14 protein-coding genes and 1 pseudogene are annotated in these 13,099 nt (G+C 62.4%); 10 read left to right on the forward strand and 5 right to left on the reverse strand.

Translation table 11 applies throughout. The features are described 5' to 3' along the window. Nucleotides 1–38: 38 nt before the first annotated feature. The 4 genes from ABIG06_RS15600 (at nucleotide 39) to ABIG06_RS15615 (ending at nucleotide 2,139) form a co-directional block, all read left to right on the forward strand. The gene (locus ABIG06_RS15600; RefSeq protein ID WP_424578329.1) at nucleotides 39–239 is read left to right on the forward strand and encodes a hypothetical protein; all 201 of its coding nucleotides are present in this window, start codon (nucleotides 39–41) and stop codon (nucleotides 237–239) included. A 19-nt stretch (nucleotides 240–258) separates the two neighbouring features. Then, nucleotides 259–675, forward strand: coding sequence for a hypothetical protein (locus ABIG06_RS15605; protein WP_424578330.1), 417 nt, complete (start codon nucleotides 259–261; stop codon nucleotides 673–675). Between the two features lie 689 nt (nucleotides 676–1,364). Beyond that, nucleotides 1,365–1,754, forward strand: coding sequence for a response regulator (locus tag ABIG06_RS15610; protein ID WP_424578331.1), 390 nt, complete (start codon nucleotides 1,365–1,367; stop codon nucleotides 1,752–1,754). A 22-nt stretch (nucleotides 1,755–1,776) separates the two neighbouring features. Beyond that, nucleotides 1,777–2,139 (forward strand): response regulator, encoded by a 363-nt coding sequence (locus ABIG06_RS15615; RefSeq protein ID WP_424578332.1) that lies wholly within the window; start codon nucleotides 1,777–1,779, stop codon nucleotides 2,137–2,139. Nucleotides 2,140–2,200: 61 nt separating this feature from the next. On the opposite strand, the gene ABIG06_RS15620 is transcribed toward ABIG06_RS15615, so the two are convergent. Next, nucleotides 2,201–3,385, reverse strand: coding sequence for a DNA topoisomerase IB (locus ABIG06_RS15620; RefSeq protein ID WP_424578333.1), 1,185 nt, complete (start codon nucleotides 3,383–3,385; stop codon nucleotides 2,201–2,203). A gap of 222 nt (nucleotides 3,386–3,607) precedes the next feature. On the opposite strand from ABIG06_RS15620, the gene ABIG06_RS15625 reads away from it, so the two are divergent. Next, a complete protein-coding gene (locus ABIG06_RS15625) occupies nucleotides 3,608–4,432 on the forward strand; it encodes a ribonuclease HII (protein WP_424578580.1) in 825 nt (274 codons plus the stop codon). Between the two features lie 29 nt (nucleotides 4,433–4,461). On the opposite strand, the gene ligD (ABIG06_RS15630) is transcribed toward ABIG06_RS15625, so the two are convergent. The 3 genes and pseudogenes from ligD (ABIG06_RS15630) to ABIG06_RS15640 all read right to left on the reverse strand — a co-directional run bounded on the left by ligD (ABIG06_RS15630) (nucleotide 4,462) and on the right by ABIG06_RS15640 (nucleotide 7,665). Beyond that, the gene (gene ligD / locus ABIG06_RS15630) at nucleotides 4,462–5,409 is read right to left on the reverse strand and encodes a non-homologous end-joining DNA ligase (RefSeq protein ID WP_424578334.1); all 948 of its coding nucleotides are present in this window, start codon (nucleotides 5,407–5,409) and stop codon (nucleotides 4,462–4,464) included. Nucleotides 5,410–5,421: 12 nt separating this feature from the next. Then, a pseudogene (locus tag ABIG06_RS15635) lies at nucleotides 5,422–5,986 on the reverse strand (MOSC domain-containing protein). Continuing rightward, nucleotides 5,986–7,665, reverse strand: coding sequence for a helix-hairpin-helix domain-containing protein (locus ABIG06_RS15640; protein ID WP_424578335.1), 1,680 nt, complete (start codon nucleotides 7,663–7,665; stop codon nucleotides 5,986–5,988). The pseudogene ABIG06_RS15635 and the gene ABIG06_RS15640 overlap by 1 nt, the downstream one beginning before the upstream one ends. 532 nt (nucleotides 7,666–8,197) lie before the next feature. On the opposite strand from ABIG06_RS15640, the gene ligD (ABIG06_RS15645) reads away from it, so the two are divergent. The 4 genes from ligD (ABIG06_RS15645) (at nucleotide 8,198) to ABIG06_RS15660 (ending at nucleotide 10,060) form a co-directional block, all read left to right on the forward strand. Next, on the forward strand, nucleotides 8,198–9,088 hold the full coding sequence (ligD, locus tag ABIG06_RS15645) for a non-homologous end-joining DNA ligase (RefSeq protein ID WP_424578336.1): 891 nt from the start codon (nucleotides 8,198–8,200) through the stop codon (nucleotides 9,086–9,088). A 35-nt stretch (nucleotides 9,089–9,123) separates the two neighbouring features. Next, entirely contained in the window at nucleotides 9,124–9,366 is a 243-nt protein-coding gene (locus ABIG06_RS15650; protein WP_424578337.1) for a hypothetical protein, read from the forward strand. Nucleotides 9,367–9,590: 224 nt separating this feature from the next. Next, nucleotides 9,591–9,794, forward strand: coding sequence for a hypothetical protein (locus tag ABIG06_RS15655; protein WP_424578338.1), 204 nt, complete (start codon nucleotides 9,591–9,593; stop codon nucleotides 9,792–9,794). An 80-nt stretch (nucleotides 9,795–9,874) separates the two neighbouring features. Further along, nucleotides 9,875–10,060, forward strand: coding sequence for a DUF3606 domain-containing protein (locus ABIG06_RS15660; protein ID WP_028133503.1), 186 nt, complete (start codon nucleotides 9,875–9,877; stop codon nucleotides 10,058–10,060). A gap of 7 nt (nucleotides 10,061–10,067) precedes the next feature. Here the strand turns inward: ABIG06_RS15660 and ABIG06_RS15665 are convergent, their stop codons facing one another. After that, a complete protein-coding gene (locus ABIG06_RS15665; RefSeq protein ID WP_271522237.1) occupies nucleotides 10,068–10,994 on the reverse strand; it encodes a 3'-5' exonuclease in 927 nt (308 codons plus the stop codon). 264 nt (nucleotides 10,995–11,258) lie between these two features. Between ABIG06_RS15665 and ABIG06_RS15670 the strand changes: the two genes are divergently transcribed. After that, complete coding sequence (locus ABIG06_RS15670; RefSeq protein ID WP_424578339.1) at nucleotides 11,259–12,950, forward strand: recombinase family protein; 1,692 nt, start codon at nucleotides 11,259–11,261, stop codon at nucleotides 12,948–12,950. Nucleotides 12,951–13,099 lie beyond the last annotated feature (149 nt).

Genomic DNA, 13,099 nt, shown 5'->3' on the forward strand with positions numbered 1-13,099 from the left:
TCGGCTAAGATGCCGCTTTCCCTTCTTGGGGGCACCTTATGTTCGATACGGAAACCACCGCGCATTTGCGCGCGGTCTTCAACGAAATATGCGAGGGGCTTCCGCACCGCGAGATCGGGGCGCGAACGCAAGTGGCATCGAAGATTCTAGAGGCCGCCACCAGGGGCGAGCTCTCTCCCGACGACCTCAGACAGGTCGGCAGCAAGGCGCTGTCACACGCGCCCACCATGTGGCGCTAGTGACGGCCGGGGGGCGGGCATGAACTTCCAGGTGACGGTCCTGAAAATCCTGGCGGCGTATCCGGACGGGTTTGCTGTGATGGATGACCTCAAGCGTGACATGGCTATCCTGGCGACGAGCGGTCGCGACTGGGCGGACCGGACGAGGCGGCTCGCGGCCAAGGCGCCCGGCCTCGACATCTGGTCCCAAGGACTTGTCGAACGTCTAAGCGGAGGATGGAAGATCACCGCCAAAGGGCGGGCCGTGCTTGAGGTCATGGAGGCCCGCCCGGCGGCGTCAGAGACGGCTCACGTGACCGCGTCGGAGAGTTCCAGTCCGTCCCTGCCCGAGAGCATTCCTCCGCTGCGGCAGCCCGCGGATCGTGCCAAGCGGCGGGGCGAGCGCCGGGAGCGTCGCCGTGAGGCCCGTGAACGATCGAGGGCGAATGCCTCCTGAAGGAGGTCGAGCCGAAAAAAAGCCGCCAGCGGAGCTGGGCGGCTTTGAAAGTCCCGGACCGTCGGTTGCCTCCCCAGCCCCAAGCGTACCGCCGTTACCTTGTTTGCGGCCATGCCGCTCCAACCTACCGAACGCGCTCCGATTCGGCCATCGGGCCGCCCAGTTATACATGGAGCAGTCTACCGAGCCGGCAAGGGCGGGATGAGGATGGCAGCCGTCCCGGGGGCTACGGCCAGCCGCGAGCTTTCCCAACGGACCACGCCCATCACCCAATTCGAGGTAAGGACTCGCTTCTGCCGACGGGACCCGTGTCGTTAAGGCCAGCTTGCAACCGATCGCGGAGAGCGCCATCGGAGACCTATCGCGGGACTAGAGCGTGTAGTTGTAAATCGAGCATCGTCCAACACGGCTAAGTGCGCAGTGTCTTCAAAAGCAGACATCGACGATGGCCAAATGAACGTTCGCTAGGGGCCAGGAGCCGACGTGAGCGCCCACCGGGCGGAGCGCGTAGGCCAACAGGACCGAGCGGCCCCCACCAGGCATTTCGGACGTAACATATGTTAGGGCCGCTCCGAGTTAAACTGCGATATGCACTCGTCCACGCCGAAGCTGATAAACGGTAGTTGGCTCAATGATTTGGAACGTTGCATCACTCTGTAGGTTAGCCGACAGCATCCCAGGAGCCAACGATGGTCCCCCAAGAGCTGCTAGCGAGCCGGCGCGTCAGGGTCCTGCTCGTAGAGGACGAATGGTTCATCCGATTAGACGTTGCAGAGCAGCTCCGAGAGATAGGGTTTGAGGTCGTCGAGGCGAGCACCGCAGATGATGCGATGGACTACATCGCATCTGGCGAGCGGATCGACGCGCTGATAACGGACATCCGCATGCCGGGAACCCTTGATGGCCTCGAATTGGCTGGGAGGGTGCGGAACATGCAACCGATGCTGCTTATACTCGTTGCCTCAGGAAGCGTCGAATTGGAGAGCGCAGCGAGCCGCATAGGTAGGTTCATCAGCAAACCCTACGACCCCAAGCGGATCGCAGTGCTGATCGCGGAGATGCTCGGCCCAGCGCTATAGCAACATGCAAGCAGCAACTGTAATGATCGTCGAACAAGACGTGCTCGTGCGTCATCCGCTGGCGGAGTACCTGCGCGAGTGCGGTTACCGCGTCGTCGAAGCAACTCAGCACGACGAGGCTCGTGGATGCCTCGAAGGTGGCCAACATAGCATCGATGTTGCCTTGATAGACGTGGGTGGTCCTACCGGCTCCGGGTTTGCTCTTTCTGCGTGGATAAGGAGCAACTACCCAGCAGTGAAAACAATGCTAGGCGCGACTGTCGGCAAGGTCCTCGCGCTCGCGGGTGATCTCTGCAATGAAGGCCCAATCGCAGCGAAACGACTGGATTATCGGCCCGTTCTGGATCACATCCGCCAATTGTTAGCGTCTCGAAAGCGACAGTGAATCCTCGGATGCCTTCGTGTAAGTGCCTATGTCGCAGTGGACGGCCAACGTCCGCTCCGGGTCAAAGGCCGACGTTCCTCACAACTTTGGGCATGTCCGCTCTACTCCGGAAACCGGACTTCGCGTTCCTGAGCACGCGCCCTAGACGGGAGCCTTCAGAGAATCGAGACGCTTGCGCAAGAAACGCCAGAACCATGATCTCGTCCGGCGTGAGCTTGGCGTATTGGCGCTTGAACTTCTGCGCGATCTTGGCTTCGATCATCTTGACGAGATCACCGGACATGTAGGCGTTCAGAACTTCCGGGTGCACGTAGCACTTGCGGCAGATGGACGGCGTGTTGCCGAGCTGCCTCGAGACGCTCTCGATCGCGGCGACGACGTTGCGCTTCGCCTCGGCTTGGCTGTCGTACTTCTTGAACTCGGTCAACGCCAACGCCGCCAGAACCGTCCCTGCCCAGGTCCGGAAATCCTTGGCGCTGAAATCCGCGCCAGTGATGTCCTTGATGTAGGCGTTTACGTCGCCGGAATCGACGGTACGCGGCTGCCCGTCGTCGTCCAGGTACTTGAAGAGCTCATGTCCTGGGATTTCCGCGCAGCGCTTCACGATAGCGGCAATCCGCTTGTCCTCGACGCGAAGTTTCCACTGTTTGCCCGACTTGCCCGTGAAGTCGAATCGAAGGACGCCGCGGCCGACCGCAACGTGCTTTCGTCGCATCGTGGTGAGACCGTAGGATTTGTTCTTCTCGGCATACTCGGCGTTGCCGACCCGGATCAAAGTCTTCTCCAGAAGGCTGACGATCGTGGCCAGAACCTTCTCGCAAGGCAGTCCTTCCAGCTTCATGTCGGCCGCGACACGGTCGCGCAGCGCGGGCAGCGCGGCAGCGAACTGGATGATGTGTTCGTACTTGTTCTGGTCGCGCAGCTCGCGCCATTTCGCGTGGTAGCGGTATTGTTTGCGGCCCCGCGCATCGAGCCCCGTCGCCTGGATGTGGCCGTTCGCCGAGGGGCAGATCCAGACGGATTCATAGGCCGGCGGGATACCGATGGACTCGATGCGTCGGATGACGGCGGCATCGGTGATGCGCTTGCCGTCCTTGTCGTAGTAGCTGAAGGTAGTCCCCGTCCGCTTGCGGGTGTAGCCGGGCGCGGAGTCGCTGACATAGCGAAGGCCTTCTTCCGCAATGGTGGCTGCGACCTCGGCGGTGCGGTCCAGAACCTGTTCTTCGTTGCGAGTCTCTCGGAGCATGGGCCTGTCCCTCGGAAGCACCCTGAGATCGAGGCTCCACTCCTCGAAAAGGGATGAAGACACCGGTTGGTTCCGCTCTGAGATCGGTGGATGCGAGGCGGATGCCGGACCGGTTCCTTCGGCAAGGCGCAGCGCGTCGTTCAGCGGCGTAGATTAGCTTCAGACAATCGCCACAAAGTTCACCGACACGCTCCCCCACAATCAGTCTCCGCGAAGGCTTCCATGTCCCGATATTCACTCGATGTGCTGCGTCAGCGCTATGTCGTCGAGAAAAGACCGCTCGAGGCCAGCGTCGAGCAGATTCTGCGGGCCGACCCCCGCTCTGGAGCCCGTGCTATCTTGGCTTCGATCGACAAGCGGCGTTTCGAAAACAGGTCCGAAGGCCAGCGCCTCCGCAAGATGCTCCGTTTCGAGACCTCCCTCTGGGAAAGCGGCCATCATGCCGTAGCAGGCGTGGACGAGGCCGGAATGAGCCCTCTCGCCGGGCCGGTCTCCGCCGGTGCCGTGATCCTGAAACCTGGCACGCGGATCGTCGGAATCGACGACTCGAAGAAGCTCGACGCTTCGGCTCGCGAGGAACTGGCGAAGGAGATCAAGGCGAAGGCGGAGAGTTGGTGTGTGGCGTTCGTCGAAGTCGAGGAGATCGACACGATCAACATCTATTGGGCGGGCATCCAGGCCATGCACCGCGCGGTCAGGGGGCTGGGATTGACGCCGCAGCACTTGCTGATCGACGCGAAGCGGTTGAAGGAAATCGACCTGCCCCAGCAGTCTATCATCAAAGGCGATGCCAAGTCCGCCAGCATCGCCGCTGCGTCGATCCTGGCGAAAGTCGAGCGCGACACGGTCATGCGGACTCTCGACGTCCGACATCCCGGCTACGGCTTCGCGGATCACAAGGGCTATCCGGTGCCAGCTCATTACGAAGCTCTCGCCAGGCTTGGTGCATGCGCAGCTCACCGGAGGTCGTTCGGACCCGTTCGCAAGGCTCTCGGGTTGCCGCCCCTGCCGCCGTGGCCTTCCGCATCCGAGCGCGAGGCCGGCTGATCAGGATTTTTTGCTCCGCCTCGGGTGCCTTATTTTCGCGACCAACTCCTTTCGCGAACGACGTCCTTAGCCTTTTTGTCGGACCGCAGGCCGAGATAGACTGGCTGACGTAGCTCTCCCTTGCTGGTCCATTCCGCGAACTTCACTTCGGCGACCAACGAAGGACGCACCCAGGTCGTGACCTGCTCATCCTTTACCTTGGCGGGAAAGGGCGACTTGGGCGTCTTGAGCTTCAGGAGCTTGCCGTGAAGCTCTCCGAGAACCTGGTGGCTGAAGCCGGTGCCGACGTGGCCAATGTACTTCCATGCCTCGTCCTCGCGTACCGCCAGCACGAGAGCGCCGAAGAAAGGCCGGGTTCGCCTAGGCGCCGTGAACCCGGCGATCACGACCTCCTGCCGCTGCGCGGTCTTGACCTTCAACCAATCGGCGGTCCGGCGTCCGGACGCGTAGGGGCTGTCGGCGCGCTTGGCCATGATGCCTTCGAGACGCCTTCGCTCGGCTTCTGCGAAGAACTTCGTTCCATTGCCTTTGCGGTGGCTGCTGAACGCGATCAGCTTGTGGCGCGGCAGGATGGCCTTGAGCCGCTTCTTGCGCTCTAAGAGCGGCAGCGCGCGCAGATCCTGGCCGTCCGCGAACATGAGATCGAACGCGCAGTACAGAAGCTTGGCCTCATGGCGCAAGGCGTTCTGGAGCAACTGGAAATGGGAGGCCCCATCCTTGCCGATCGCGACGAGTTCGCCATCGATCACGGCATCCGCCTTCAGGCCCTCTAGCGCTTTCGCGACCTCGACATAGGAGTGGCTGATGATCTTCCCGTTACGGCTGTAGAGCGCGACCCGACCACGCCGGATTTCGGCCACCATACGAAAACCATCGAATTTGTCCTCGAAGACCCAATCGGAATCGTCGAACGGCGCGTCCGTCAGCGTGGCCAGCATGGGCTGCAGGCGAAGAGGCAAGGTCGATCTTCGGGCCATGGCAGGGGCTCTCTACAGGGCCGGCAAAGGCCGAAACGAGGAGGATGGAAGGCGAACGCGCGCGCTGTCGCCGGCCACGACCGGTCCCCCGGCCCGGACCACGCCCAGCACTCCAGATTTGAACGGAAGGCCCGTTTCCGCCGACGAGAGCACCTGTCGCTTCAGGCCGGCCCGGAAGCGGTCGATCAGGACGCAGGGCGTCCGGAGGCCGGTCAGCTCGACGACCGCGGAGGGCCCCAGCTCGATCAGGGTCCCTAGCGGCATCCGTTCGAGGTCCAATCCGGCGGTGGTGACGTTCTCGCCGAGGTCGCCGGCGCCAACCTCGAACCCAGCTTCGAGGAGAGACGGGAAGAGTTCGGATGGGATCAGGTGGACCTGCCGGAGATTGGGAAGACGGGGCCGGCGGCGTGCCCAAATAGCGGTGCCGGACGAACGGGCCGGCGTGGGCGTCGCCTTCGACGCCGTGGCCTTCCACCAGGATTATGCTGTCCCGAGTTGGTTTGCTGAAGTGGTGCCCGCGATCGGCGGCGACCGCCACGACCCTTCCCTGCAGTGAGAACTCTTGCTTCTGCTGCATCAGGCTGCGCGGGCGAGCGAGCGCCGCTTCTGGCGAAGGTAGCGCGTAATCTCGGCAAGTGTCATTGCGTTCAGGACCCGCTCGGCCGGGACACCGCCCTTGCGAGCCATCAGCACGCCCCAGTGCATGTGGTCGAGTTCGGCGATCGAGTGCGCGTCCGGATTGATGCTCAGCATGCAGCCGAAGTCGAGGGCGGCCTGGTGCCAGCGCCAATCCAGGTCGAGACGCCAAGGATGGGCGTTGATTTCCACGACAACGTCGTGCTTGGCGCAAGCCCGCAGCACCTTTTCGACGTCGATTTCGTAACCCGGCCGCCGCTGGAGTTGCCGCCCGGTCATGTGGCCGATGATGGTGGTGTGAGGGTCGGAAATAGCCCGAAGCAGGCGCTGTGTCTGCGCCTTGCGATCCAGCTTGAAGCGCCCATGAATGCTGGCGACCACGAAATCGAAGCGCTCCAGAACGTCGTCGTCATAGTCGAGCGACCCGTCCGCCAAAATGTCGGACTCGATACCCTTGAGGATCCTGAAGTCCTTGCCGGAGCGCTTGTTCAGCCGATCGGCTTCACGGTGCTGCTGCGCGATCTCCTCAACGGAGAGACCGCCGGCATAGTGGGCAGACTTGGAATGGTCCGCCACGCCAAAATACTCGAAGCCCCGCCGGCGCGTGGCCTTAGCCATGGTCACCAGAGTCTCGGTGCCGTCGGAGGCATCGGTGTGGCAGTGAAGGATGCCGCGCAAGTCCTGGTCGGTGACAAGCTTCGGGAGCTTGCCTCTCAGAGCCGCCTCTATCTCGCCGCGCCCCTCCCGAAGCTCAGGGTCGATGAAGGGCAGACCGAGGGCGCGGTAAATCTCGGCCTCCTCGCCGGCGATCACCGTGCGGCCCTTGTGCAGGCCGTCAGCGTCCAACCGCATGCCCTTCTCGGCCGCCAAGGCTTGGAGCTGCTCGATGTGGGCGGCGGAGCCGGTGGCAAAGAGAAGGGCTGCGCCGAATTGCTTGCCGTCGGACACGCGAATTTGCAGCCCGTCGGCCGATGGCGTCGATGACTTGTCCGACTTGGCAGCCTCCGCAACGATCGCGAGATCGCCGACGAGTTCGCAGCCGCGGCGGAAATCGCCGGCGATCGTCACACGCTTGAGTTCGGGGCGGGACTTGCCGATCGAGTCCTTCGCATGCGCGAGCAGCGCGGCGGCGCGGTGCAGGTGGAGGCGGCCTCCTCCGCTTTTGGCAATCGCGAGGTTCTGCAGAATCTTGGTCTGCAGCGCGGCGCCGAGTCCTTTCGCCTTCTTGATGTGGTCATCCTTGGCGGCGGCCTCCAACTCCGAGAGCGAGCCGATGCCCAGATCCTTGTACAGGCGCAGCACCTTCTCCGGACGAAGGCCGGGCACGGCCAGCATCTCGAGCACGCCCGCGGGTATCTCCTTCCGCAGCTTTTCGAGGCTGGGATGACTGCCCGTCTTGTGAAGCTTGGTGATGATGTCGGCAATAGCATCGCCGACGCCCGGGATCTCAGTAAGCCGATCTTCGGCGACGAGCACGTCCAGAGGAACGGCGAGGGCCGCCAGGCTGTCTGCGGCCCGAGAGTAGGCTTTCGCCCGGTAGGGATTACCACCTCGCAAGGCGGTGCGCTGCGCGTACTCTCGCAGAAGACTTGCCACTCCGCGCGCGTCGAGCGAAGGCATCAGCCGGCCTCCCTATGCGAGCTTTGCGGCGCCGCCTGAGCAAGGCGACCGCCGGAGCGCTCACTTGGTCGATCGAGAGAGGCCTCCAGCTTCTGGGCTGCACGAAAGTCCTCAAGATGTTGGACGTTGGGGCCGTAGGCAGCCTCCTTCTTGAGGAGATTGTAGATCCGGCCGGCCACCAGTTGCAGATGCTTCATCCTGCCCCGCGGCATGGATCTGGCTTTGCAGAGAGCCCGGAGGGCATAGGCGCGGAAGTAATCGAATGCGTCTGACATGATGTCAGTAAACGCCGGCTCTCGCCGGGAGTTCGATGGGCTCTGTCCAACGGCTGGACCGCCCGGCGCGGTCTGGCGCAAATGCGCGAAGGTGGGTCCCTGGAACTCCTCGCCGCCTTCGAAGTTGCGAGACTCGTTGATTGAGGTAGGTAGACTGCCCGCCGTCGGCCCCAACCCGGCGGCGGGTTTTTTGTGAGTTGAGTAGCGTGGCAAAGAGTAAAAAGGCGCCTCGGGCCGAAAAGACCGAGGTCCCTACAATGCCGGGGTTCATCGCCCCCCAGTTGGCGACCCTGAAGATGAAGGCTCCTTCGGGATCTCTATGGATTCACGAAGTCAAATACGATGGCTACCGCATCCAGCTTCGTATCGATGGTGATGACCGGCGGGCCTACACCCGCAACGGTTACAATTGGATCAGCAAGTTCTCAAGAATTGCGGATGCCTTCGATATCGAAGGACAGGCCATCGTCGACGGCGAGGTCGTCGTCATCCATGATGGGCGCACGAACTTCTCCGAGCTGCAAGCAGACCTCGGCAGGGGCGATCAGGATCGACTGGTCTACTTCGCTTTCGATCTGCTCTGGCGGGACGGCAGAGATCTGCGCAAGGAGCCGCAGATCGAGCGGAAGAGGCTGCTCAAGGAGCTAATCGAGGAGCACGACGTCCAGGAGCCCGTCCTCTTTAGCGAGCACCACGAAGGGGACGGCCAGGCACTGTTCGCGGCAGCCAGCAAGCTGAATTACGAAGGCATCGTCTCCAAGCGGGTGGATGCACCATACCGATCGGATCGGGTGGAGGCCTGGCAGAAGATCAAGGTCGTTCAGAAGGGCAAGTTTCCTGTGGTCGGCTTCATCAAGGACCCATCCGGCGTAGCCGCGCTTTATCTGGGCAAGAAGGAAGGCAAGGATCTGGTCTACATGGGAAAGGTCGGGACCGGATGGAGCCGAACCACGTCGGCGCAGATCCGCAAGGCGCTCGACACCGTGGTAAGCCCGAAGCAGAAGCTGACCAAGACCATCAGGAAGCCGAAAGCTACGTGGGTCGAACCCAAGTTCTATGCCGACATCGAGTACCGCGACATCACCTCCGAAGGTCTGCTGCGGGCCAGCTCGTTCAAGGGGCTGAGCAAAGGAACGCGCCGATCATAGCCGCGTTTTCCTGCGGAGTATGTGGAGTACCGGTCATGGATCCGGAACGAGTTGCGAAGGCCTTGGAAGACGCACAAGGCATCTTGGCCCGGCATGTCGAGCCCGGCCCCAGAAATTGCGAGCAAACCATAAACAAGCTGCTGGATGTGCTCGACGACGAAGCCGTCGTGCAGGCGCTCAAGGATTCGAAGATGGAAAAGCCCACAACAGAACAACTCGACGAGCTCAAGAGGCGCTCAGTGCGATCGCGCGCGTCGCGGACGAATCGGAGATCGTGACTTCGAAGGAAGAAGCCGAAATCCGAATCCGCGATCTGAAAGACAAGGCGCGGATGGAATGAGCCCCGAGAAGCCGATGAATGGCGTGAAGCCCGAACGCTCCGAGGATGACGTCCAGCGCGAAGAGCTCGGTCCCGCGGCGCGCCCGGCAAGGAAAGCTCGGCGAAGATGACGCAGCAGCGGGAGAAGAAGACGCCGAAGGACGTCGATACCGGACATCCGGCATGAACTCGATGGGCACGTTCGATCCCCATTTGCCGTGCCGCGTTCACGATGGTCTCAACGACCAGATCATCGAATGGAACCATCAGTGGGCTTCGATGTACCGCGAGCACTCGTCGAAATGGGATGAAGGCATCATTTCCTGGGACGGCCTTTTGCTTGACGGGTGGGCGCCCATCGTTCCGAGCTATCCTTGCGGACACTGAAGCGTCGCAGCGAAGCCGGCCGGAACTCACGATTCCTTGCGGCGTTGCACCTCATCAAACATTCGCAAGAGGAGGAGCCCGTGGCGGCAGCGAAGAAGAAGACTGCGCGTGGACGCAAGCAGGACCGGGCTCGCGTCGCCAAGGGGCAGGACTACGAAGTCCGCTACGAAGCGAAGAAGACCGGCCGCTCCGCATCGGCGGTGAAGAAGGCCGTCAAGAAGGTCGGCAACAGCCGCAAGCGCGTCGAGAAACGTCTCGGCCGCTAGGCTTCCCTCAAATCCGGCCGGAGAACCTTGTGAATGCTGTCAGCCTCTGCACGGTTGGCTCAACGTCCTGCATGTAGATCTCGCTCCGCAGGAACGCGATCTCGTCGTCGAGCGCGGTCTCTTCGACATCGATGAACCAGGACTTGGGCCGCCCGTCGCTGCCGTCATTCCATCGGTATCCGCGCCGCTTGAGTGAGTCCTTGAGCTGGAATGCGGTCTGCTCCGCCCAGACGCGTAGCGTTGGTCTGCGGGCCGTCTCGAGTAGCAGGGCGAGCGCCGGGGCGCCGGTCGTCGGCAGTACGAAGTCCAGGATCTCCAGCAGAGCGTGGCAGTCGTCGACGGCGCGGTGCGCCTGGTGGAAGAAGCCGGCGCCGTTCAGCAGATACCCGAGCTGCGAGCCCGCGAAGCCGTGTTTGCGCCAGTCGATCTCGCTCATGCTGCAGCCCCAGGCCTTATGCTCGAAAACGGGCCAGTAGCGCTCGGCGAACTTCCTGTCGAACCCGCTGTTGTGGGCTATGACGATGACCGCATCGTCGATGAAGGCCGCGATGGCTGCATCGTCGAATCTGTGGCCGGCCACCATCTCGTCGGTTATGCCCGTGAGTGCCCTCACCTCCGAGGAAATCGGCGCACTTGGCTCGTTGAAGGCGGAGAGGGTGTTTCTGACGCCGACGATCCGCCCCTCGGTCGTGTAGTCGAACTTGACCATCCCGAGTTCGATGATTTCGTCGTGGGAGTGATCGAGGCCGGTCGTCTCGGTGTCCAGCAGAATGCCGGTCCTCACGTCAGTGCCGATGATCGGGGTGTAAATGGGACGCGCAGCAAGACGCCGTAGAATCCGGTAATCGGGCGACCGAGCCAGGGCGGCCGCCATGGCCTGCAGGTCGACGGGGGTCGGTGGCGTCTCAACGGGAGAAGCTTGGGACAGGATCATCGCGTATGTCTGGCACACGGAGGGCCCACCGGGTACCGGAGACTCGGGGGGATTCACCACCTTTTCGGGCAGGCCGGCCTGGTCCAGCCCCGTTCGTGGGGACAGCACGGGTCGAAGATTTGTCCCGGTGCTCCCCGGCTCGGTGACTACACTTTGGGCGCAGCAACCGGACACCCTCGCTCCCGCTTCTGGCGGGCATTGCCATCCCGAACGCGCAGGGTGTATTGGCCATCCGAAGTACCTCTGAAGTGGTGGGAGGGGTGCATGGGTAACTGGCTCGTGGTTCCCAAGGGCACAAGCCCGGCGAGGCGGACGCGAGAACGCCGCGCGGCGCAATACGTACGGATGTCGAGGGAGCTCCAGCGCTACTCCATCAAGAACCAGATGGCGGCTATTGCCGCCTATGCGGAAGCCAACTCGCTCACAATTGTTCGCACCTATCGCGATGAGGGCCGCAGTGGCCTGCGGATCAAAGGACGACCCGGTCTCATCGAACTGATCGAGCACGTTCAGTCGGGCCAGGCCGACTTCGATCACATCCTTGTCTACGACGTCAGTCGTTGGGGCCGCTTTCAGGACGTCGACGAAAGTGCCTACTACGAATTCTTGTGCAAGCGGAGCGGCGTGCAGGTCGAATACTGCGCCGAACTCTTCAAGAACGACGGCACATTCGTCTCCGGAATCGCCAAGAGCCTAAAGCGCGGTATGGCCGCAGAGTGGAGCCGAGAACTTTCGGTCAAGGTGCACGCGGGGCACTGCCGAGTAGCGGGCCTTGGATACCGCGTCGGCGCTCCCGTGGGCTACGGCCTCCGGCGCTTGATGGTCGACGAGAGCGAGCATCCGAAGGGCTTTCTTGAAAAGGGCCAGTTCAAGGCTTTGCAATCGGACCGCGTTCGACTGCAGCCCGGCTCCGTCGAGGAGGCAGCCGTGGTCCGGATCATTTTTGACCAGTTCGTCAACGGCCGGAAATCCTACAGCGACATCCGGCGCCAACTGAACGATGCCGGCATCGCCAATCACAACGGTCGGCCGTGGACCGACGGCATGATCCCGACCATCCTCGCGAACGAGAACTACATCGGCAAGACGGTCTACAACCGTACCTCGCGACGCTTAGGGCAGAAGCTGGTCAAAAACCCGGATCACGCGTGGGTCCGGGGCGCCGCGGCGATCGAGCCTATCGTGGACCCGGGCATCTTCGCACGCGCACAGAAGCTGCTTGCCGAGCGCCGCGTGGAGATTCCGGAAGACGAGATGTTGCTGCGCCTTCGCCTTGCGCTCCGTCGGCGCGGTAAGCTCAATTCCCGCATCATCAACGAAACCCTAGGACTCAATCACGTCTCCTCCTACGTGAAGCACTTCGGTTCACTGCGGAAGGCCTATGCGCTGATCGGCTACGTGTCGCCGCGCGACTGCGACTGGATCGACACCCGGGAGTTTTGGGCTGCCGAACAGGCGAGGCATGCAACCGAGCTCGCGGAGCTGTTGCGAAAGGACCTTGGTCTTCGGCCGGAGCTCGCTCAGGACGGGATCGGCGTCGATGTCGAAGGCAGGCGCGTAGTTTCGTTTCTCGTCGCGCGACGGCTGGCGCGACAGGGAGCGGATCACGCTGCGCAATGGAAGGCCTATCGAAGGCAGATCTCATCCGGCCTGCTTGCCGTGATGCGGTTGGATGCGGCAAATCGCGAGATCGAGGATTACGTTCTACTGCCTGCCTCGTTGAGGTCGGGACGCTACTTCTGGCTTGCATCAGGCTCCCTTCGCCGCCATCGCGGAGCGCTTTACCGGGAAAGGGGGACACTGTTCGCGGCCATCAAAGCAACGCTGGCAAAAACCACCCGTGCCGCCCCAACCAGCTCAGCACCGCCGAAAAAGCAATCGAGATCAGGCCAGCCCAAAGCCAAGGGCTTCGGCGGGCGGCGCTCACGGTGCGGAGGTACAAAATCGCACCGATGAGAGTGCCGTAATTCCTTCGGAAGTCACCGTTCAGTTTCGCGATCTTGGACAATTCCGAGGAGGTGTCCACGTCATTCGCCATCGGGCTGGCTCCTTCGTCTCGCTAGGACCAGCGCCTTATGAACCACTGTTTTGCCCGACGGAGCAAG

The organism is Bradyrhizobium sp. USDA 326 (assembly GCF_049739485.1).
Taxonomy (GTDB): Bacteria; Pseudomonadota; Alphaproteobacteria; order Rhizobiales; family Xanthobacteraceae; genus Bradyrhizobium.